Below are 20613 nucleotides of genomic sequence, written 5' to 3'. Positions count from 1 at the left end.
TGTTATTACACAGCTAAAGTTACTTGTCTAGCTGTTCAGACATGGTATTGCCTGGGTTTGGCGTACGTGGTTCATCAACCGGCGTTGGGGCTTTTGGTGTGCCGCCGTTGTCGGAATTGCTGCCTTTACCCGCATCGTCCCAACCCGCTGGCGGACGCACGTCTTTACGGTTCATCAGATCGTCGATCTGTGGCGCATCGATGGTTTCATACTTCATCAAGGCATCCTTCATAGAATGCAGGATGTCCATGTTTTCCATCAACAACGCACGCGCACGAATGTAGTTGCGTTCGATCAGGGATTTAACTTCCTGGTCGATAATGCGCGCAGTTTCGTCAGACATGTGCTTCGCCTTGGCGACGGAACGGCCCAAGAACACTTCGCCCTCTTCTTCCGCATACAACAGTGGCCCCAGCTTCTCGGAGAAGCCCCATTGGGTCACCATGTTACGGGCAATCGAGGTTGCCACTTTAATGTCGTTCGACGCACCGGTAGAGACTTTCTCTGGCCCGTAAATGATTTCCTCAGCCAGACGACCGCCATACAGAGTAGAGATTTGGCTCTCCAGTTTCTGACGGCTAGCGCTGATCGCGTCACCTTCCGGCAGGAAGAAGGTCACACCCAATGCACGGCCACGAGGAATAATCGTTACCTTGTGCACCGGATCGTGTTCAGGAACCAGACGACCGATAATGGCGTGGCCTGCTTCGTGATACGCGGTCGACTCTTTCTGCGCTTCGGTCATCACCATGGAGCGGCGTTCTGCCCCCATCATGATCTTGTCTTTGGCTTTTTCAAACTCAACCATCGACACGACACGTTTATTGCCACGGGCAGCAAACAGCGCGGCCTCGTTGACCAGGTTGGCCAGATCGGCGCCCGAGAAGCCCGGAGTACCACGTGCCAGCACGGAAGCATCAACATCTGGAGCCAGTGGTACACGACGTGAATGCACCTTCAGGATCTGTTCACGACCACGTACATCTGGCAAGCCAACAACCACCTGACGGTCGAAGCGGCCTGGACGCAGCAATGCCGGGTCAAGCACGTCTGGACGGTTGGTTGCAGCGATGACGATAATGCCTTCGTTGCCTTCAAAACCATCCATTTCAACCAGCATCTGGTTCAGCGTTTGCTCACGTTCATCGTGACCGCCACCCAGACCGGCGCCACGCTGGCGACCAACGGCGTCGATTTCATCGATAAAGATGATGCACGGTGCGGCTTTTTTCGCCTGCTCGAACATATCACGCACACGAGAAGCACCAACACCCACAAACATTTCGACGAAGTCGGAACCGGAAATGGTGAAGAACGGCACTTTTGCCTCACCGGCGATCGCTTTCGCCAGCAGCGTTTTACCGGTCCCTGGAGGGCCAACCATCAGCACACCTTTAGGGATCTTACCGCCCAATTTCTGGAAGCGGCTCGGCTCGCGCAGGTATTCAACCAGTTCGCTCACTTCCTCTTTCGCTTCGTCACAACCTGCAACGTCAGCAAAGGTGGTTTTGATCTGGTCTTCAGTCAGCATGCGGGCCTTGCTCTTGCCAAAGGACATCGCGCCTTTGCCGCCGCCGCCCTGCATTTGCCGCATGAAGAAGATCCAAACCCCGATCAGCAACAGCATTGGGAACCATGAAATAAATATAGAAGCCAGCAAACTCGGCTCTTCAGGCGGTTCACCAACAACTTTCACATTCTTGGTTAACAACGTATCCAGCAACTTAGGATCGTTGACAGGGATGTAGGTCGTGTATTTGTTACTGTCTTTCTTGGTAACGTTAATTTCACGTCCGTTGATTCGCGCTTCGCGAACCTGATCTTGGGTCAGTTCGGACATGAAGGTAGAGTAATCCACCCTACGGCCATTCGACTCGCTGGGCCCAAAGCTCTGGAATACAGACATCAACACTACCGCGATGACTAACCAGAGAATTAGGTTTTTCGCCATGTCACTCAAGGGATTAACCTCATATTACAACTGTGTTAACAAACAGCGTTAGGGTACTACAGCTTGCGCCCTGTCGCTACAATGTACACTTCGCGCGAACGTGCGCGGGAAGCGTCTGGCTTACGAATCTTAACCTTCGTAAACAGGGAGCGAATTTCCCGTAGGTACTCGTCAAAACCATCTCCCTGGAACACCTTCACCAGGAAACTTCCGCCTGGTGCGAGGACATCACGACACATTCCCAGTGCTAATTCCACCAGATACATCGATCTTGGAATATCGACGGCCGGAGTGCCACTCATATTCGGAGCCATGTCAGACATGACTACCTGAACCTTGCTTTCACCTACACGTTCCAACAGAGCCTTGAGCACCAGTTCATCACGAAAATCGCCCTGAAGGAAATCGACGCCAACGATAGGATCCATTGGCAAAATATCACAGGCGATGATGCGGCCGGAACCGCCGATCTGGGTCACGACATACTGCGACCAACCGCCCGGCGCCGCACCTAAGTCCACTACGGTCATGCCAGGTTTAAACAGTTTGTCACTCTGCTGTATTTCATCAAGTTTAAACCAGGCGCGCGAACGCAGCCCTTTTTTCTGCGCCTGTTGCACATATTTATCGCTAAAGTGTTCTTGTAACCAGCGACTGGAGCTAGCAGAACGCTTTTTATTAGCCATCTCGTTTTCCAACTATCATAAAAAGAGTCTTAATGTCAGGTTCGCAGCTCTTGTAGACTCACACCGGTGAAGACCGATTTGGTGATATACATGAGATGGCGGTAGAATGTACCGTTTTCAATCCCAACTTAAGCAAAAAAGACAATGAATCTGAATAATAAACAAAAACAGCACCTGAAAGGCCTGGCGCATCCGTTAAAACCGGTTGTCATGCTGGGTAATAACGGTCTCACCGAAGGGGTGCTGGCTGAAATTGAACAGGCTCTGGAGCATCATGAGCTGATCAAGGTAAAAATCGCTGCTGAAGATCGCGAAACCAAAACCCTGATCGCCGACGCTATCGTGCGTGAAACGGGTGCCTGCAACGTGCAAGTTATCGGCAGTACGCTTATTCTTTACCGCCCGTCTAAAGAGCGCAAGATCAGTCTACCGCGTTAATAAGCATTGGGTTAACGAAAAGGTGCCATGCACCTGATTCAGATAAAAGGCCGCGTGCGGCCTTTTTCCTTTCTTTACAAAACCCTGGCGAATTTCTGAACGAATAGCGAATATTCAGAGATATTCAACCTTCAAGATCTCATAATCGACATCGCCGCCCGGTGTTTTTATCACAACAACATCATCTTGCTCTTTGCCGATCAAACCGCGCGCCATTGGGGAATTGACCGAAATCAGATTTTTCTTGAAATCAGCTTCGTCGTCGCCAACGATACGGTAAGTCACTTCTTCTTCGCTATCCAGGTTCATCACCGAAACGGTGGAGCCAAAAATCACGCGGCCATTATTGGGCATCTTGGTGATATCGATCACCTGCGCGTTCGACAGCTTGGCTTCAATTTCCTGGATACGCCCTTCACAGAATCCCTGCTGCTCACGCGCGGCATGGTACTCTGCGTTTTCTTTCAAATCGCCGTGTTCACGGGCGTCAGCGATATCCGCAATGATTTTCGGACGGCGCACACTTTTCAAAAATTCGAGCTCTTCGCGCAGTTTTTCTGCGCCAAACAAGGTCATCGGAATCTGTTTCATCGTGTAAATACCTCTAAATCTTTCCTGTTCAAATAGCCGTCATCCTGACGTGTTCGTATGAAAAAACGGGGGGTACGTGCCCGCCGCCTCCAGGCGATAAACAAAAGAAGCCTGACTCGGGACACTAGCCCAAGTCAGGATCGATTTTGCATTTTGATACGCATTTTAGCGTAGAGTTCCTTGAGGGTCATCGTTTACTTTTTCCCTGAATGCACCGTAGTATGACGGCACGTTATCCAGCTGTTATCCCGAGATTATGCGTTTTTCACGAATTGTCAGTGCATTGGCTTGCGCATTTGTTCTAAATGCGAATGCGGCCCCGGTTGAAGATTACACACAATATTTGCCTGATGGGGCCAACCTTGCCCTGGTAGTTCAGAAGATCGGCGCCGATACGCCGACCATCGATTATCATTCACAGCAAATGGCGTTACCGGCCAGTACCCAAAAAGTGCTGACCGCGCTGGCTGCATTGTTGCAGCTCGGCCCCGATTACCGCTTCACGACCACGCTGGAGAGCCAAGGCGATATCAGCGACGGCGTTTTGCGCGGCAATTTGATTGCCCGCTTCAGCGGCGATCCCACCTTTAAGCGCCAGAACCTGCGCAATATGGTCGCCATACTGAAAAAGCAGGGTGTGCGGCAAATTACCGGTGATGTGCTGGTCGATACGTCCGTATTCGCCAGCCATGACAAAGCTCCCGGTTGGCCGTGGAACGATCTGACGCAGTGTTTCAGCGCACCGCCGGCCGCGGCGATTGTCGATCGCAACTGCTTCTCGGTGTCGCTCTACAGCGCGCCGAATCCGGGCGATATGGCCTTTATTCGCGTGGCCTCTTATTACCCGGTCAATATGTTCAGCCAGGTGCGCACGCTGGCGAAAGGCTCTGCGGATGCTCAATATTGTGAGCTGGATGTGGTACCCGGCGAATTGAACCGCTTTACTCTGACTGGCTGTCTGACCCAGCGCAGCGATCCATTGCCGCTGGCCTTCGCTATCCAGGATGGTGCCAGCTATGCCGGAGCCATCCTGAAAGATGAGCTGACACAGGCTGGCATCCAGGTAGACGGCCACCTAAAGCGCCAGACCCAGCCAGGGCTGAAAGGGACCGTGATAGCACAAACGCAGTCAGCACCGCTGCACGACCTGCTGAAGATCATGCTGAAGAAATCGGACAACATGATCGCCGATACCGTATTCCGGACGATCGGGCATGAACGTTTTGGTGTCCCAGGAACGTGGCGTGCCGGCGCCGATGCCGTACGTCAAGTGCTGCGCCAGAAGGCCGGTGTTGATCTGGGCAATAGCATCGTCGTGGACGGTTCAGGGTTATCACGCCATAACCTGCTGGCCCCAGCGACCATGATGCAGGCGCTTCAGTACATTGCGCAGCATGACAATGAGCTGAACTTCATTTCGATGCTACCGCTGTCAGGCTACGACGGAACCCTGCGCTACCGCGGCGGGTTACACGAAGCCGGCGTTGACGGTAAGGTTTCTGCAAAAACCGGTGCGCTGCAAGGCGTATATAATCTGGCCGGGTTCATTACAACCGCCAGCGGTCAGCGCTTTGCATTCGTACAGTATCTGTCAGGTTATGCCGTACCGCCGGAAGATCAAAAACAGCGCCGCGCTCCATTGGTGCGTTTTGAAAGTCGCCTGTACCGGGATATTTATCAGAATAACTGAGGGTTATGATGAAACTGCTGATTGTGGAAGACGATGAGCTCCTGCAACAAGGATTGGCGCTGGCATTAGCAGGGGAAGGCTATGCTTGCGACTGCGCCGCGACGGCGGCGGAGGCCAACGCCCTGCTCATTACTAGCCAGTACAGCATGATCATCCTCGATTTGGGTCTGCCTGACATGGATGGCGCCAGTCTGCTGCGGCAGTGGCGTCGTCAACAAGTTGACCTGCCGGTACTCATTCTGACGGCTCGCGATGCCCTTGAAGACCGTGTTGATGGGCTGGACGCCGGTGCTGACGATTACCTGGTAAAACCCTTTGCGTTGGTTGAACTGCAAGCGCGTGTACGCGCCTTAATTCGCCGCTATCAGGGCCACAGTGACAATCTGATGCAGTTGGATGATCTCCAGCTCAATCTTTCCAGCCAACAAGTCTATGTTCAGCAACAGCCGGTGGAAGTCACACCGAAAGAGTTCGCCATTCTGTCACGCCTGATGATGCGCGCCGGCCAAACGGTCAACCGCGAGTTGTTACAGCAGGATCTTTATACCTGGCAGGATGATTTGGGCTCTAACACGCTAGAAGTGCATATTCATAACCTGCGCCGCAAATTAGGTAAGGACCGTATCCGTACCGTACGTGGCATCGGCTACCGCCTGGAGTCTTCATCATGATCAGCATGCGCCGCCGTCTGTTATTGATGCTGGCGCTGATCCTTTTGGTCACCCAGCTTATTAGCGCATTTTGGCTTTGGCACGAAAGCCAGGAGCAAATCAGCTTTCTGGTAGATGAAACCCTGTCGGCTAAAGTGCGTACCGAACGTGTCGATACGGAGATCGCCGAAGCCATCGCCTCGCTACTTGCCCCCTCGTTAATCATGATGATAGTCACGCTGCTCGCCTCATTTTGGGCTATCAGTTGGATTATCCGGCCACTCAATCAATTGCAGGAACGGCTGGAGAAGCGTTCCGCCGATAATCTGACGCCACTCCCGCTCAGCAGTGACAGCCTTGAAATGATGGCGGTTACCACCACACTCAACCAACTGTTTTCACGACTGGATAACACTATTCAGCAAGAGCGGCTCTTTACCGCCGATGCCGCACACGAACTGCGCACGCCGCTGGCAGGGATTCGGCTGCATCTGGAACTCATGGAAAAACAGGGCATTCCACAAAGCGGCCCGTTAATTGCCCGCATTGACCAGCTGATGCACACCGTCGAACAATTACTGATGCTCGCGCGCGCCGGGCAAGATTTTGCCAGCGGCCATTACCAACAGTTCGACTGGGTAAACAACGTGATCCAACCGCTGCAGGAAGAGCTTGAGGAATTGGTCGCCCAGCGCGAGCAAATACTGCAATGGCAATTGCCTGAAACCGCGCCGGTTCATGGTGACCCTGTCCTGTTGCGCCTGTTGTTGCGTAATTTGGTGGAAAATGCCCACCGTTACAGCCCAGAAGGCAGCAGTATTCGGGTACAGCTTGCCGCGCAGAAGCACGGTTATTTGCTGCAAGTGATTGATGAAGGCCCGGGAATCAAAGAAAAAATGGTTGGCGAACTCACCCAGGCGTTTCGTCGTATGGACCAGCGCTACGGCGGCAGTGGATTGGGGCTAAATATAGTGACCCGTATCGTGCAGCTGCACCAAGGGCGCCTGACGATGGAAAACCGCCAGGATACCCACGGGCTGAATGCCCAATGCTGGCTACCGGAAAACGTGCTAAATAAATAGTGTCGATAAAAAAAGGGCCCAGTGTTAACTGAGCCCTTCTCTTCACAAGATTACTTCTGGTAAACGATTTCGACGCCTTCGTCGTCATCTTCGTCCCAGTCATCATCCCAGTCGTCATCCGCTTCAGCTTCCACTTCTGCGAGTTGTTCACGGTGGTAATCATCCCACATGAACTCGACTTTCTCCGGCGCGCTTTCTTCGATCGCCATCGCCTTCGGCTGCGTGTTGATAAACTGCATTACATCCCAGCACAGCGCGTTGACGCCTTCACGATTAACGGCGGAGATCATGTAGTACTTGCCTTCCCAGCCCATGCCTTCTGCAATCGCCTTGGCACGCACGGCAGCTTCTTCTTCACCAATCACATCAATCTTGTTGAAAACAAGCCAGCGTGGCTTGTCTGCCAGATTTGCGCTGTATTGGTTCAACTCATTGATGATGATTTTGGCATTTTCTACCGGATCAGATTCATCGATAGGAGCGATATCCACCAGGTGCAGCAACACACGGCAGCGTTCCAGATGCTTCAGGAAGCGAATCCCCAGCCCGGCACCGTCAGAGGCCCCTTCGATCAACCCCGGAATATCGGCAACCACGAAGCTTTGTTCGTGATCCATACGTACCACACCCAGGCTTGGCACCAAGGTGGTAAACGGATAGTCAGCAACTTTCGGCTTGGCCGCGGAGACTGCACGGATGAAGGTCGACTTGCCGGCATTCGGTAAACCGAGCATGCCCACATCGGCCAACAGCAACAGCTCCAGCAGGATGTCACGCGCTTCACCTGCGGTACCCAGCGTTTTCTGGCGTGGAGCGCGGTTAACGGATGATTTAAATCGGGTATTGCCCAAACCATGCCAACCGCCTTTCGCGACCATCAAAAGCTGGCCATGGCGGGTCATGTCACCGAGGATTTCACCCGTGCCCTGGTCTTGCACACGGGTGCCGACAGGGACTTTGATAGTAATGTCTTTGCCACGCTTGCCTGTACAGTCACGGCTTTGGCCGTTCTGGCCACGTTCGGCACGGAAAGATTTCTCAAAGCGGTAGTCGATCAGCGTGTTGAGGTTTTCGTCCGCCAACAAATAGACGTCGCCGCCATCGCCGCCGTCACCACCATCTGGCCCGCCGTTCGGGATATATTTTTCGCGGCGGAAGCTGACGCAACCATTACCACCGTCACCTGCAACGACCAAAATCGCTGCTTCATCTACAAACTTCATTTACCGTCTCCGTAAATCATTCACCGGGCTGCTTCAAAGGAGCAACCAGGCGGGTTTCTGCCCGTCGCGGCCACCAACGGTGACCAATTGCGGAAAACATGGCGCCCGCAACCACCACGAAAGCACCGACATAGCCAACGACATTTAATGTCGGGGCGGCGAATACGTGTGGCCAGGCCAACGCCAATAAATCTGAAAAAAGCAGGGTAAACAGCGGTGTCAGCGTAACTAACGCACTCACCTGCGCCGCCTGCCAGCGCGCCATGGCTTCCGCCAGCGCACCATAGCCAATCAGCGTGTTGGCGCCACAGAACAGCAGGCAGGCTAATTGCCAGCCGCTGAGCTGAAAAATCACCCCTGGCTTGGCCAGAGGAAATAAAGCTATTGCACATAAAGTGTACAACATTACCAGTATTTGCGGCGAGGCTAATCGGCGCAGCAACACTTTCTGCGCAACGCCATAAGTGACCCACACCATCGCCGCACACACGCCTAGCAGCACCCCAAGGGTGTAATCCGTCAAGCGAGTGAAAATCTCAATCAGGCTGACGTTAAAAAACAACAACAACCCGAAAATCAGCATTAGCGCGCCTATCACCTGAGTGATGCGCATGCGCTCTTTTAAAATCAGCACGCTGGCAAACATCATGCCGACCGGCGACAGTTGGCCGATCACCTGCGATGCTGTCGGGCTGAGATACTGCAGCGAAGAGCTGAAGAAAATGAAGTTCCCCAGAAGGCCCGCCGTCGCGATAGCCAAAATCAGCAACCAGCGCGGTTGGCGAAATAGAGTCACTGGCGGCAGCCTGCCGCGCACGGCTAAAATAAGCCCCAACCCAAGCGCAGCAATGGTAAAGCGATACCAAACAACGGTAAACGGCTCCATCACTACCAGCACTTCTTTCATCGCAATCGGCAATGCGCCCCAACAAACCGCTGTAGTCACCGCCAGAGAAATGCCAATTCCGACCTGCTGTTTCGTTTCCATCTTACCTTTGCCAGCGCTAACGGGTCTGCGCACAAGCAGCCCAACACCCTAGAATGTAAAAAGCCCCGCAACGAATTGCGGGGCTTACATCTATTTAGTCAGGCTCGGAAAATTATTCAGCTTCGATGCTGATGAATTTACGATTGCTCGGGCCTTTAACTTCGAATTTGACTTTACCGTCTTTCAAAGCAAACAGAGTGTGGTCTTTGCCGCAACCCACGTTGGTACCAGCGTGGAATTTAGTGCCGCGCTGACGAACGATGATGCTGCCTGCCAGTACTGCTTCGCCGCCAAAGCGTTTTACGCCCAGACGTTTAGCTTCTGAATCGCGACCGTTACGAGTCGAGCCGCCAGCCTTTTTGTGTGCCATTAATCTGCTCCCCTAACTTAAGCGCTGATGCCGGTGATTTTAACGTCAGTGAACCACTGACGGTGGCCCTGCTGCTTACGATGGTGTTTACGACGACGAAACTTAACGATCTTAATTTTCTCGCCACGACCGTGAGCAACTACTTCAGCTTTGATCTTACCGCCATCGACGTAAGGAACGCCGATTTTGATATCTTCGCCATTAGCGATCATCAGAATCTGGTCAAACTCAACAGCTTCACCAGTTGCGATGTCCAGCTTTTCCAAGCGAACGGTTTGACCTTCGCTTACTCGGTGTTGTTTGCCACCACTTTGGAAAACCGCGTACATATAAAACTCCGCTTTCCGCGTGCCCAACTGTTCAGTACAGAGCGCGCTATAAATATTCACAATAGGGCGCGAATTCTACGCAATAATCCCGCATATGACAAGAGCAGAATAAGACCAGAAGCAGAAAAAAGAAGAAAAAAAGCACAGTTTCTTTCATGGCGTTTATCTGAACCGTTTTTCAAGTACAATCAGGAGGACAGTTACCGCCATGTACCGATGTGAGCAGCGATCTCAACGCGGTGAAGAGAAACACAGCTGAAAAAAATACAATGAACCTAGAGCAAATTACCGAGTTAACCGCGCAAGATATGGCGGCCGTGAACGCAACAATTCTCGAACAGCTGAATTCTGATGTCACGCTCATCAATCAGCTTGGCTATTACATTATCAGTGGTGGCGGTAAGCGCATCCGCCCGATGATCGCCGTTCTGGCGGCCCGGGCTTTGCATTATCAGGGTGATAAACACATTACCGTTGCTGCGCTGATCGAATTCATTCATACCGCCACGCTGCTCCATGATGACGTGGTAGATGAATCCGACATGCGTCGCGGCAAAGCGACCGCCAATGCCGCCTTTGGCAATGCTGCCAGTGTGTTGGTTGGCGACTTCATCTATACACGGGCTTTCCAGATGATGACGAGTCTGGAATCGCTCCGCGTGCTGGCACTGATGTCCGAAGCCGTTAACGTTATTGCCGAAGGCGAAGTACTGCAGTTAATGAACGTGCACGATCCGGATATCACAGAAGAAAGCTACATGCGGGTGATCTACAGCAAAACTGCACGCCTGTTTGAAGCAGCGGCGCAGTCTTCGGCAATCCTGTCAGACGCAAGCGTTGCAGAGGAAAAAGCGCTGCAGGATTACGGCCGCTATCTTGGTACCGCCTTCCAGTTGATCGACGATCTGCTCGATTACAGCGCCGATGGCAGCACCCTGGGTAAAAATACCGGTGACGACCTCAACGAAGGTAAACCGACATTGCCGTTGCTGCATGCCATGCATAATAGTGAAGGCGAGCAGAAAGCCATGATCCGCGGCGCAATTGAGCAAGGCAACGGTCGTCATTTGCTGGAGCCCGTACTGAAAGCCATGGAGCAATGCGGTTCGCTGGAATACACTCGCCAGCGCGCGGAGGAAGAAGCCGACAAGGCCATTGCCGCGTTGCAGGCCCTGCCTGAATCCCCCCATCGCACCGCGCTGGAAGGATTGGCGCACCTCGCGGTTCAACGTGATTTTTAAGAAACTATAGGCAACCGCTGTTTCCACAGGCCCGCTCGGCGGGTCTGCTCATTTCTCCGGTGAAATTCGCGCCAACAGGCCACCAATACCTTCACGCATCAAGAACGTCAAAACTTTCTCACGTTCGCTCTCTGTCAGGTGATAGTAATACTCAACCCACACCGTCAGTGGGTCCTGACGCTCAACGTCATAAATTGCCGAGTCCTCTTTCAATATCAGAAGATTACGGGTGCTATTAGGTAAGCTGTCGATGTGATATTCCAGCGCTTTGCCTTGTACGCCTTTACGGCGTCGGCTGAGCCAACCTTCACGGCGCGCCATCAAATTTATTCCCTGTGGTGAGGAAGGTAACCCTGCCACGCTTGTCAGCTCCTTGGCGGTAAACCACTCTTTTTTCATAGCCATGATCTCTGGGAAGTTGGCAAATATCTTTTTTTTGGAAACTATTCGGGTATTTTTTAAGAAACTTAGTGGTATGCTAGTTTCCGCATAAGCGATTCATGTTGTTTAAACGATTAATCTTGACCTGTTAGTTATACCACTAACAGAACTTTCGCTAATCAAAAAAAGGAATGCAAACATGAACTCAGAGAATAAGGACTGGCACCCGGCGGATATCATTGCGGCTTTACGTAAGAAGGGAACGACATTGGCGGCGGTATCGCGCAAGGCGGGGCTTAGCTCTTCAACGCTGGCAAACGCGCTATCGCGCCCCTGGCCAAAAGGAGAATGGCTCATTGCCGAAACACTCGACATTCATCCTGCAGAAATCTGGCCAAGCCGTTACTTCGATCCACACACCCATAACCTGCTGGATCGAAAAGCGCGAATTCGGTCATAACCGCAGGCATAAAAAAACCGCCGGAACACTGTCCGGCGGCTTATGCATATCTTACATCGCGGGGTGATCAGTTATTGATAAACTTTTCGCCCAGTTCAATATCTTTATGCAGCACATCCAGCATATCTGTCAGCGCTTTCTGCTCGAATGCACTCAGGGTACCAATGTCTTTGCGTTCTTCAACGCCGTTTTTGCCCAGCACCAGCGGTTGCGCGAAGAAGTGAGCGTATTTGCCATCACCTTCCACATAAGCACATTCCACCACGCCTTTTTCGCCTTGCAGTGCACGAACCAGGGACAGGCCGAAACGCGCTGCTGCCTGGCCCATTGACAGGGTTGCAGACCCGCCACCGGCTTTGGCTTCAACCACTTCCGTACCCGCATTCTGAATACGTTTGGTCAGATCCACCACTTCCTGCTCGGTAAAGCTCACGCCAGGGATCTGTGACAACAGTGGCAGGATGGTCACACCAGAGTGCCCACCGATAACTGGCACGTTCAACTCTTCTGGCTGCTTGCCTTTCAGCTCGGCCACGAAGGTGTTAGAACGGATGATGTCCAGCGAGGTGACGCCGAACAGTTTATTTTTGTCATAAACACCGGCTTTCTTCAGCACTTCTGCTGCGATAGCCACGGTTGTGTTAACCGGATTGGTGATAATACCGATGCAGGCTTTCGGGCAGGTTGTTGCCACTTGCTGAATCAGATTACGCACGATGCCCGCGTTCACGTTGAACAGATCTGAACGGTCCATACCCGGCTTACGTGCAACACCGGCAGAGATCAGCACCACGTCTGCGCCATGCAGAGCTGGCGTTGCGTCTTCGCCGCTGAAGCCTTTGATTTTAACTGCGGTTGGGATGTGGCTTAAATCGACGGCAACACCTGGAGTCACTGGGGCGATGTCGTAGAGAGAGAGTTCAGAACCTGAAGGAAGCTGGGTTTTGAGTAGAAGGGCGAGGGCCTGGCCGATACCGCCAGCAGCACCGAGAACTGCAACTTTCATCCTATACTCCTTTATTATCTTAAATATATAAAGCGCCGTGAATATGTTGGTTACGGACCTTAGATTATTACACCTTTAAAAACAATCTCTTAACAGTTCATTTGAGAACTGGCGCAATAAAACAGCCGATGTCGCGCTCATTTTAGATTAAATAGCTTACGCATTAAGGGCATAGCGCACACTAATCAAAAATACTGCGAGGTTATTCACGAGCAAGTTAACCGGCGGTTACATTACACCCTTACACAACATCAGAACAACATCATTTTAATAACATTTTCTTTACCACCACGAACCACTTTAAGGTCGCCGAAAGGGCATATTCATGGGGTTCGGATTTTGTTAAAATGCCGCCCTTTCCTCATTGTCCGGGCATGATTGTTTTTCCTGGACGTCCTTTTATTGCATAAAAATTCATTTATATGCATAATAATCACTTCTATTGTCAACATTCTACGGTGCAAAATGCGTAATCCCGCAAAGCAGGAAGATCTGATCAAAGCGTTTAAAGCGTTATTGAAAGAAGAAAAATTCAGTTCTCAAGGCGAGATCGTTTTGGCGCTGCAAGAAGAAGGCTTCGAAAACATCAACCAATCCAAAGTATCGCGCATGCTGACCAAGTTCGGCGCAGTGCGTACGCGCAATGCCAAGATGGAAATGGTGTATTGCCTTCCAGCAGAACTCGGTGTGCCGACCACCACCAGCCCGCTGAAGAACCTGGTACTCGATGTCGACCATAACGATGCAGTCGTGGTCATCCACACCAGCCCTGGCGCTGCACAGCTCATTGCCCGCCTGTTGGATTCATTAGGGAAGTCCGAAGGTATCCTGGGCACCATTGCCGGCGACGACACTATTTTTGTTACCCCGGCCAGCAGCTTTACCGCTCGCCAATTGTACGAAGCCATCCTGACGCTGTTTGAACAAGAGTTATGATGCTTAGCGCTAACAAAATGCGGCTAGCCGTCGCGTTTTGTTAGCGCTTCTTTAACCCTATGCTTACGTTTCTCTCATCCCTTTCCACGTAAAACTCTAGATTTCCTTCACACCACAGCACATTTCAATGACATTTCTGTGTAACCAGTGATAGCCACTGCAATCTTTCGCACTTTTGGTCAAAAGCACTTACCTTATTGAAATTACATAAATTTAACATCAAAAGATCATTTTATGACCCGTTTTTATTCCATTTGGTTATAAAAAACAAACAACACCCTGATAAAGTTTCACTAGAAACTGTTAGCTAACTATTAATTTTTAGCGTTACTAGATGTATACTCATTTCCGTGACGTAAATCACAGTTCACTGGAACTGATAAAAGAATACGATGAGGTCAAACCATGAAAATTAAAGCTACCGTTGCAACTATGAGCATTCTATCCATGCTTTCTTTCGGCGCATTTGCAGCACAATCTGTTGATGCAAGCCAGGCAGCAAAAATGCAGGCTGCAGGTACCATTACCGTAAGCGGCGTAGCCGGTGCACCTTCCGACATCCGTCAGGCACTGTCTGAGAAGGCCGATGCCAAAGGCGCAACTGCATACCGTGTCATTGAGGCGCGTAACGAAGGTAACTTCCACGCCACCGCAGAAATTTACAAGTAAGTACAAAATGTTACCCGGAAACGGGCAAAAGAACTCTGGTACCCAGCATCACCGATAACTGCCTTCAAGAATAAAAACGCTGTAAAAGCCCTTCCAGGCGGTTATCGCAACAGGACGCAATATGATGAACATGAAAACAACCCTCGCCGCACTTAGCCTGCTGTCAGTCGTTTCGTTCGGGGCCTCGGCCGCCACGTTAATCACTAATGACCAGGCCGATACCCTGCAATCTGCCGGTACCATCACCGTCAGCGGCATCACCGGCGCGCCTTCTGATATTCGCCAGGCCTTGTCAGACAAAGCTGATAAGCAAGGTGCCAAGGCTTACCGTGTAATTGAAGCCTATGAAAACGGTAATTGGCACGCGACGGCTGAAATCTATAAATAACAATTCAGGGGACGTGCTTACGGAGCTGACTACCCTCGTCACTGCCACTGCCGAGTTCTGTCGTAAGCACTGATTCCCTGAAGAAATGTCGTCGTCCTATCCGACGAACCCCGTTGCCCTCGCTCGCGAGGGCTTTTTTATGCGCGAAAAAAAGGGCCGCGACCGGCCCTTAGAAAGGTTGTTTCACGCCCCCCATATGATCAATAGGTGACTTTCGGTTCAGACTTGCGAGCCAAAGCGTCCAACAGTCGATCGTGGATACCGCCGAAGCCGCCGTTGCTCATGACCAGAATATGGTCACCCGGCTGAGCCGTTTTCACAATCATCTCTACCAGGGTGTCGAGATCGGCGCTCCAATGGGCCGGCTGCACGCAGGCTTCCGCCACTTCTGCCACCTGCCAGGGAATATGATGCGGCTGGAACAGGAATACTTCATCGGCACGACCAAGCGATGGCGCCAAATCGTTCTTGCTGATCCCCATTTTCATGGTATTGGAGCGGGGCTCAAGCACGGCAAGAATACGGGCAGTGCCACCAACCTTGCCACGCAGCGCGGCCAAGGTTGCCAAGATAGCCGTTGGGTGATGGGCAAAGTCGTCGTAGACCGTCACTCCATGGGCTTCACCACGCAGTTCCAGACGGCGGCGCGCATTGATGAAATCACCGAGCGCACGGCAAGCATCCGCAGGCATCACACCAACATGGCGCGTAGCAGCAATGGCCATTAAACCATTATGCATGTTGTGTTCACCCACCAGCGACCACTTCACTTCCCCCACCTGCTCACCATGCAGGAATACCGCATAATGGCTGGCGTCCGGTGTTAGCTTCTGTGCACGCCATGCGCCTTCTTCCCCGACCAGCTCCTGCTCGCTCCAGCAGCCCATCGCCATCACCTGTTTTAGGTGATTGTCGTTGTCAGGCAAAATGATCTTGCCCTTGCCGGGAACCAAGCGCACCAGATGATGGAACTGTTTCTGGATCGCTTTCAGATCATCGAAGATATCGGCGTGATCAAACTCCAGATTATTCATGATCAGCGTACGTGGGCTGTAATGCACAAACTTGGAACGCTTGTCGAAGAACGCGCAGTCATACTCGTCAGCTTCGATCACAAAGAACGGGCTGTCGCCCAAGCGGGCGGAAACGTCAAAGTTGCCAGGAACACCGCCGATCACAAAGCCCGGTTTATATCCGCAGACGTCGAGGATCCAGGTTGCCATACCCGCAGTGGTGGTCTTACCGTGAGTCCCGGCAACGGCCAGCACCCAGCGATCGCGCAGCACATAGTCATGCAACCACTGTGGACCGGAAACGTAAGGGATGCCCTGCTCCAGTACCGCTTCAACACAGGGATTGCCACGCGTCATGGCGTTACCAATGATCACCAGATCCGGCATGGGATCCAACTGAGCGGGATCGTAGCCTTGGATCAGTTCGATCCCTTCCTTCTCCAACAGCGTGCTCATCGGCGGATAGACATTAGCGTCAGAGCCGGTCACCTCATGCCCTAGCGAGCGAGCCAGCACAGCGAGCCCGCCCATAAAGGTGCCACAGATCCCAAGAATGTGAATGCGCATAGTTTTCTCATAGAGTACGTCGAATGTTGGCTTATTCTAACGCCCAGAATCATCCAGAAGAAATGGATTTGCCTATGAATAGCGCTCATCTTTGGGCTACACTGCTCGCGAATACGTTGGCGGTATGTTAACAAACCGCTACCCATCCGTAGATTCAGGGATTGTGTCATGAAAACGTTAGGCGAATTTATCGTCGAGAAACAGCACGACTTCTCTCACGCCACCGGCGAGCTGACTGCGCTACTTTCTGCAATTAAACTGGGCGCCAAAATCATCCACCGCGATATCAACAAAGCGGGTCTGGTTGATATTCTGGGCACCAGCGGCGTTTCCAATGTACAAGGTGAAGTTCAGATGAAACTGGACCTGTACGCCAATGAAAAGCTGAAAGCGGCGTTGAAAGCGCGCGGTGAAGTTGCGGGTATCGCTTCCGAAGAAGAAGACGAAATCGTGATATTCGACGGCGAGCGGGCTGAAAATGCCAAGTATGTGGTGCTGATGGATCCATTGGACGGTTCGTCCAATATTGATGTCAACGTCTCGGTCGGTACGATTTTCTCTATCTATCGTCGCATTACCCCGGTAGGCATTCCGGTAACCGAAGAAGACTTCCTGCAACCGGGCAGTGCTCAGGTGGCTGCTGGCTACGTAGTTTATGGTTCATCCACCATGCTGGTGTACACCACCGGTTATGGCGTGCATGCCTTTACTTACGATCCCTCTCTGGGCGTGTTCTGCCTGTCCCATGAGAAAGTCCGCTTCCCAGCCAGCGGCAACATGTATTCCATCAACGAAGGTAACTACATCAAGTTCCCACGCGGTGTGAAGAAATACATCAAGTATTGCCAGGAACAAGACGAAGCGACACAACGTCCTTACACCTCACGCTACATCGGTTCACTGGTTGCAGATTTCCATCGCAACCTGCTGAAAGGCGGCATCTACATTTATCCAAGCACCGCCAGCCACCCACAAGGCAAGCTGCGCCTGCTGTATGAATGCAACCCGATGGCGTTCTTGGCAGAACAAGCCGGCGGCAAAGCCAGTGACGGTAAAAACCGTATTCTGGACATTACCCCGGTGAAACTGCACCAGCGTGCACCTTTCTTCGTCGGCACCAAATCCATGGTTGAAGACGCAGAACGCTTTATCGCCGAAAATCCGGACGAATAAAGCGCCCAACGCAGGGGTGCAGCATGCTGCACCCCTACATTATAATTTGAACGCCGCCATACTCTGCGCCAGTAACTGCGCCTGATCCTCCAGCGATCGTGTCGCCGCCGCTGACTCTTCGACCAACGCCGCATTTTGTTGCGCCACCTGGTCCATCTGAGCCACCGCCAGGTTTACCTGCTCAATCCCACTGCTTTGTTCGCGCGTAGCCGCAGAGATTTCCCGCATCAACGCCGTTACACGCCCGACTTCGCCGGTAATGCCATTCATGGTTTTCGCCGCAGACTCTGCCATCTGCTCGCCTTCCTGCACGCGATTCTGCGACGCTTCAATCAGCCCTTTAATCTCTTTCGCTGACTGTGCGCTGCGTTGGGCCAAACTGCGTACCTCACCGGCCACGACCGCAAAACCACGGCCCTGTTCGCCAGCACGTGCCGCTTCTACTGCCGCGTTCAGCGCCAAAATGTTGGTCTGGAAAGCGATGCCGTCCATCACACTGATGATATCGGCGATACGACGCGAACTGTCGGTAATCGCCTGCATCTTGCTCATCACCTGACTGACCACCTCACTGCCTTGATTGGCAATGCCAGATACACTCAACGCCAGTTGATTGGCCTGCTCGCAGTTTTCGGCATTCATTTTCACCGTCGAGGTCAATTGCTCCATGCTGGCTGCCGTCTCTTCCAGCGAGGCGGCCGACTCTTCAGTGCGCTGGGCCAGATGTAAGTTACCGGCAGCCAACTCGCGCGAGCCGGTATCAATTTGGCTGCTGGCATCACGTACCTTGCTGACCGAACTCGCCAGCGCCTGCTGCATACGCTGCATTGCACGCACCAAACGGCCCATTTCGGTATTCCCTTCGCCCGTGATGGTATGCGTCAAATCGCCACCTGCAATATATTCCAGTTGGGCGATAGATTCATCGAGCGGGCGCAAGATAATCATCCTCAATGCAAACCAGGCCAATACTGCCAGCAATACGCTCAGCAGACCTGCGATCACAATCAGGGTAATCTTGGTACTGGCATTACTTTCCGCTTCCGTTACCCGCTGCTGGCCAATCTTCATCGCAAAGCTGCGGAAATCGCTCAGGTCTTTCTCAAAAGCAATACTCAAGGCAGAGATTTTGGTTTCCTGAATCTCGTAGTAATCGTCGACTTTACCCGCCTTGATGGCATCAGCCATCGGACCAACACCTTGCTCCAAATAGGCTCGATAGCTGTTTTGCAGACGGGCAGACAGCTCGCGGCCACGTTCGGTGACGGTGCCCACTTTGACAAAACGCGCCATTTCCTGCTTCGATTGCGCAAGGTAGTCATAAATGCGCCCCACTGTCGCGTCGGAAACCTCAATCTGGCCGATTTCCCGTTGGCGCACCGCCAGTGAGGCCGCGGTTCTGGCGCGCAGCGTCAGGTTGGAGCTGCTGGCCAGCGACCCCAATTCTTCCCCCAGGATTTGATTCAGAGTGTGTAACGAGCGCGATCCTTCGTTAATCGCGTTGACGCCGATCGTGCTGACCATAATCAACAGCAGCGTCATCAGGCTCAACAGGGCAATCAGCCCGGCCTTGACCGTAATCTTTTTTAGCATGAGTTCTTCCCGGCTTCAGAAATAGTGAGATCTTACGTAGAGGAGGTAAAACGGAGAGTCAGACTTCGCTGACTCATTATTATTTGATGAAGTTATCGGCAACCCTTGGGAAAACTTAACGCCGCAGGAAGATTTATCTGGAAATTCGATGGATGGCCCTGCGCCGGGGCGTGGATGATGAAAAGGGCAGGAATTCGTAAAAGAGTCCGCTATAATAGCCGCCACTCCATTTCTGGTTTGATTAAAGGAAACCGACATGAGCTTGAACCTGGTCCCTGCTGGCAAAGACCTGCCGGAAGACATCTACGTAGTTATCGAAATCCCGGCAAACGCCGATCCGATCAAATATGAAATCGACAAGGACACCGGCGCGCTGTTCGTTGACCGTTTCATGTCCACCGCGATGTTCTACCCGTGCAACTACGGTTATATCAACCACACCCTGTCTCTGGACGGTGACCCGGTTGACGTGCTGGTGCCGACGCCATACCCACTGCAGCCTGGCTCTGTGATCCGCTGCCGTCCGGTTGGCGTGCTGAAGATGTCTGACGAAGCTGGCGAAGATGCGAAACTGGTTGCCGTACCGCACAGCAAGCTGACCAAAGAATATGATCACATCAAAGATGTGAACGACCTGCCAGAACTGCTGAAAGCGCAGATCGCTCACTTCTTCGAGCACTACAAAGATCTGGAAAAAGGCAAATGGGTGAAAGTGGAAGGCTGGGCAGACGCTGCTGCGGCTAAAGCTGAAATCGTTGCCTCTTTCGAACGCGCAGCCAAGAAGTAATTCTTACCTGCCGCTCGAAAAAAAACACCGCTCAGTGAGCGGTGTTTTTTTTTACTTTTCGTCGAGACGCTTCAGCCAGTCTCCGCTTTGAATCCGCGGGTAACCGTCTACGCTGTGTTTATACAGGTAGATCCACGCACTCCCATAAGGCGTCTGAATCAGCTCACGCTTATAGTCCCGGGTGTTGCTTTTCAGTTCGTCCAGCTCGGCCAATATCGATGAGTTAATACGGTACACCTCACAATGTACCGTGCCCTCTCCAGGGATCGCCGCCGGGTAATGGCCCAGATTATAAATCTGATAGCCTTCGAGCTCATGCTCGCCGAGCCATTGGGCGTTGGTCATCCAATGGCTGTTTCCCTGTTTGCGTCGTAAACTGCCGTAGACAATTATTCGCATCG

At 52.3% G+C, this 20613-nt stretch carries 23 protein-coding genes; 11 read left to right on the top strand and 12 right to left on the bottom strand.

All coding sequences use genetic code 11. From position 1 onward, the window contains the following. Window positions 1-19: 19 nt before the first annotated feature. Window positions 20-1951: an ATP-dependent zinc metalloprotease FtsH gene (gene ftsH / locus AC2FCQ_RS07395; RefSeq protein WP_037423171.1), complete on the bottom strand. Its 1932-nt coding sequence runs from the start codon at window positions 1949-1951 to the stop codon at window positions 20-22. Window positions 1952-2007: 56 nt separating this feature from the next. Then, entirely contained in the window at window positions 2008-2637 is a 630-nt protein-coding gene (gene rlmE, locus AC2FCQ_RS07390) for a 23S rRNA (uridine(2552)-2'-O)-methyltransferase RlmE (RefSeq protein ID WP_012004940.1), read from the bottom strand. A 144-nt stretch (window positions 2638-2781) separates the two neighbouring features. Between rlmE and yhbY the strand changes: the two genes are divergently transcribed. Continuing rightward, on the top strand, window positions 2782-3075 hold the full coding sequence (yhbY, locus tag AC2FCQ_RS07385; RefSeq protein ID WP_004933536.1) for a ribosome assembly RNA-binding protein YhbY: 294 nt from the start codon (window positions 2782-2784) through the stop codon (window positions 3073-3075). Between the two features lie 114 nt (window positions 3076-3189). Here yhbY and greA read toward each other — a convergent pair whose 3' ends face one another. Next, window positions 3190-3666, bottom strand: a complete 477-nt coding sequence (gene greA, locus AC2FCQ_RS07380) for a transcription elongation factor GreA (protein WP_209634345.1) — start codon at window positions 3664-3666, stop codon at window positions 3190-3192. Between the two features lie 256 nt (window positions 3667-3922). Between greA and dacB the strand changes: the two genes are divergently transcribed. Genes dacB through pmrB form a run of 3 tightly spaced genes read left to right on the top strand, consistent with a single transcriptional unit; the run spans window position 3923 to window position 7088 of the window. Further along, window positions 3923-5356 carry a serine-type D-Ala-D-Ala carboxypeptidase gene (gene dacB, locus AC2FCQ_RS07375; protein WP_400767683.1) on the top strand — a complete coding sequence of 478 codons (1434 nt, stop codon included), beginning with the start codon at window positions 3923-3925 and terminating at the stop codon, window positions 5354-5356. 8 nt (window positions 5357-5364) lie between these two features. Beyond that, a complete protein-coding gene (gene pmrA / locus AC2FCQ_RS07370; RefSeq protein WP_209634341.1) occupies window positions 5365-6027 on the top strand; it encodes a two-component system response regulator PmrA in 663 nt (220 codons plus the stop codon). Further along, on the top strand, window positions 6024-7088 hold the full coding sequence (gene pmrB, locus AC2FCQ_RS07365; RefSeq protein ID WP_490307961.1) for a two-component system sensor histidine kinase PmrB: 1065 nt from the start codon (window positions 6024-6026) through the stop codon (window positions 7086-7088). Before pmrA ends, pmrB begins: the two co-directional genes overlap by 4 nt. 50 nt (window positions 7089-7138) lie before the next feature. Here the strand turns inward: pmrB and cgtA are convergent, their stop codons facing one another. From cgtA to rplU, 4 genes are all read right to left on the bottom strand, one after another. Beyond that, the gene (gene cgtA, locus AC2FCQ_RS07360) at window positions 7139-8311 is read right to left on the bottom strand and encodes an Obg family GTPase CgtA (protein WP_209634337.1); all 1173 of its coding nucleotides are present in this window, start codon (window positions 8309-8311) and stop codon (window positions 7139-7141) included. A 16-nt stretch (window positions 8312-8327) separates the two neighbouring features. Further along, window positions 8328-9299 (bottom strand): DMT family transporter, encoded by a 972-nt coding sequence (locus tag AC2FCQ_RS07355; protein ID WP_209634335.1) that lies wholly within the window; start codon window positions 9297-9299, stop codon window positions 8328-8330. A gap of 112 nt (window positions 9300-9411) precedes the next feature. After that, on the bottom strand, window positions 9412-9669 hold the full coding sequence (gene rpmA / locus AC2FCQ_RS07350; RefSeq protein WP_004933559.1) for a 50S ribosomal protein L27: 258 nt from the start codon (window positions 9667-9669) through the stop codon (window positions 9412-9414). 17 nt (window positions 9670-9686) lie between these two features. Next, the gene (rplU, locus tag AC2FCQ_RS07345; protein WP_037423192.1) at window positions 9687-9998 is read right to left on the bottom strand and encodes a 50S ribosomal protein L21; all 312 of its coding nucleotides are present in this window, start codon (window positions 9996-9998) and stop codon (window positions 9687-9689) included. A gap of 269 nt (window positions 9999-10267) precedes the next feature. On the opposite strand from rplU, the gene ispB reads away from it, so the two are divergent. Then, a complete protein-coding gene (ispB, locus tag AC2FCQ_RS07340) occupies window positions 10268-11239 on the top strand; it encodes an octaprenyl diphosphate synthase (protein ID WP_209634333.1) in 972 nt (323 codons plus the stop codon). Between the two features lie 48 nt (window positions 11240-11287). Here ispB and AC2FCQ_RS07335 read toward each other — a convergent pair whose 3' ends face one another. Further along, complete coding sequence (locus AC2FCQ_RS07335; RefSeq protein WP_209635264.1) at window positions 11288-11638, bottom strand: DNA-binding protein; 351 nt, start codon at window positions 11636-11638, stop codon at window positions 11288-11290. Between the two features lie 181 nt (window positions 11639-11819). On the opposite strand from AC2FCQ_RS07335, the gene AC2FCQ_RS07330 reads away from it, so the two are divergent. Continuing rightward, window positions 11820-12080, top strand: a complete 261-nt coding sequence (locus AC2FCQ_RS07330) for a helix-turn-helix domain-containing protein (protein ID WP_209634331.1) — start codon at window positions 11820-11822, stop codon at window positions 12078-12080. A 67-nt stretch (window positions 12081-12147) separates the two neighbouring features. Here the strand turns inward: AC2FCQ_RS07330 and mdh are convergent, their stop codons facing one another. Further along, complete coding sequence (gene mdh / locus AC2FCQ_RS07325) at window positions 12148-13086, bottom strand: malate dehydrogenase (protein WP_490307960.1); 939 nt, start codon at window positions 13084-13086, stop codon at window positions 12148-12150. A gap of 465 nt (window positions 13087-13551) precedes the next feature. Between mdh and argR the strand changes: the two genes are divergently transcribed. The 3 genes from argR to yhcN (AC2FCQ_RS07310) all read left to right on the top strand — a co-directional run bounded on the left by argR (window position 13552) and on the right by yhcN (AC2FCQ_RS07310) (window position 15079). Then, complete coding sequence (gene argR, locus AC2FCQ_RS07320) at window positions 13552-14022, top strand: transcriptional regulator ArgR (protein ID WP_020824937.1); 471 nt, start codon at window positions 13552-13554, stop codon at window positions 14020-14022. 405 nt (window positions 14023-14427) lie between these two features. Next, window positions 14428-14691, top strand: a complete 264-nt coding sequence (yhcN, locus tag AC2FCQ_RS07315; protein ID WP_209634327.1) for a peroxide/acid stress response protein YhcN — start codon at window positions 14428-14430, stop codon at window positions 14689-14691. A 124-nt stretch (window positions 14692-14815) separates the two neighbouring features. Beyond that, a complete protein-coding gene (gene yhcN / locus AC2FCQ_RS07310) occupies window positions 14816-15079 on the top strand; it encodes a peroxide/acid stress response protein YhcN (RefSeq protein WP_209635262.1) in 264 nt (87 codons plus the stop codon). Window positions 15080-15279: 200 nt separating this feature from the next. Here yhcN (AC2FCQ_RS07310) and mpl read toward each other — a convergent pair whose 3' ends face one another. Next, window positions 15280-16659 carry a UDP-N-acetylmuramate:L-alanyl-gamma-D-glutamyl-meso-diaminopimelate ligase gene (gene mpl / locus AC2FCQ_RS07305; protein WP_209634325.1) on the bottom strand — a complete coding sequence of 460 codons (1380 nt, stop codon included), beginning with the start codon at window positions 16657-16659 and terminating at the stop codon, window positions 15280-15282. Between the two features lie 168 nt (window positions 16660-16827). Here mpl and fbp point away from each other — a divergent pair, with 168 nt between their 5' ends. Beyond that, on the top strand, window positions 16828-17832 hold the full coding sequence (gene fbp / locus AC2FCQ_RS07300) for a class 1 fructose-bisphosphatase (RefSeq protein WP_099064485.1): 1005 nt from the start codon (window positions 16828-16830) through the stop codon (window positions 17830-17832). A gap of 39 nt (window positions 17833-17871) precedes the next feature. On the opposite strand, the gene AC2FCQ_RS07295 is transcribed toward fbp, so the two are convergent. Then, window positions 17872-19425 carry a methyl-accepting chemotaxis protein gene (locus tag AC2FCQ_RS07295; RefSeq protein WP_265556242.1) on the bottom strand — a complete coding sequence of 518 codons (1554 nt, stop codon included), beginning with the start codon at window positions 19423-19425 and terminating at the stop codon, window positions 17872-17874. Window positions 19426-19681: 256 nt separating this feature from the next. Between AC2FCQ_RS07295 and ppa the strand changes: the two genes are divergently transcribed. Next, entirely contained in the window at window positions 19682-20212 is a 531-nt protein-coding gene (gene ppa, locus AC2FCQ_RS07290; protein WP_209634322.1) for an inorganic diphosphatase, read from the top strand. A gap of 51 nt (window positions 20213-20263) precedes the next feature. Here the strand turns inward: ppa and AC2FCQ_RS07285 are convergent, their stop codons facing one another. Further along, window positions 20264-20611 carry a gamma-glutamylcyclotransferase family protein gene (locus AC2FCQ_RS07285; protein WP_209634320.1) on the bottom strand — a complete coding sequence of 116 codons (348 nt, stop codon included), beginning with the start codon at window positions 20609-20611 and terminating at the stop codon, window positions 20264-20266. Between the last annotated feature and the right edge of the window lie 2 nt (window positions 20612-20613).

It is taken from the genome of Serratia sp. CoH_134_PS_4 (assembly GCF_058190535.1).
The sequence above is the reverse complement of the archived record's forward strand: the minus strand, read 5'-3'. Positions and strand labels throughout refer to the sequence as shown.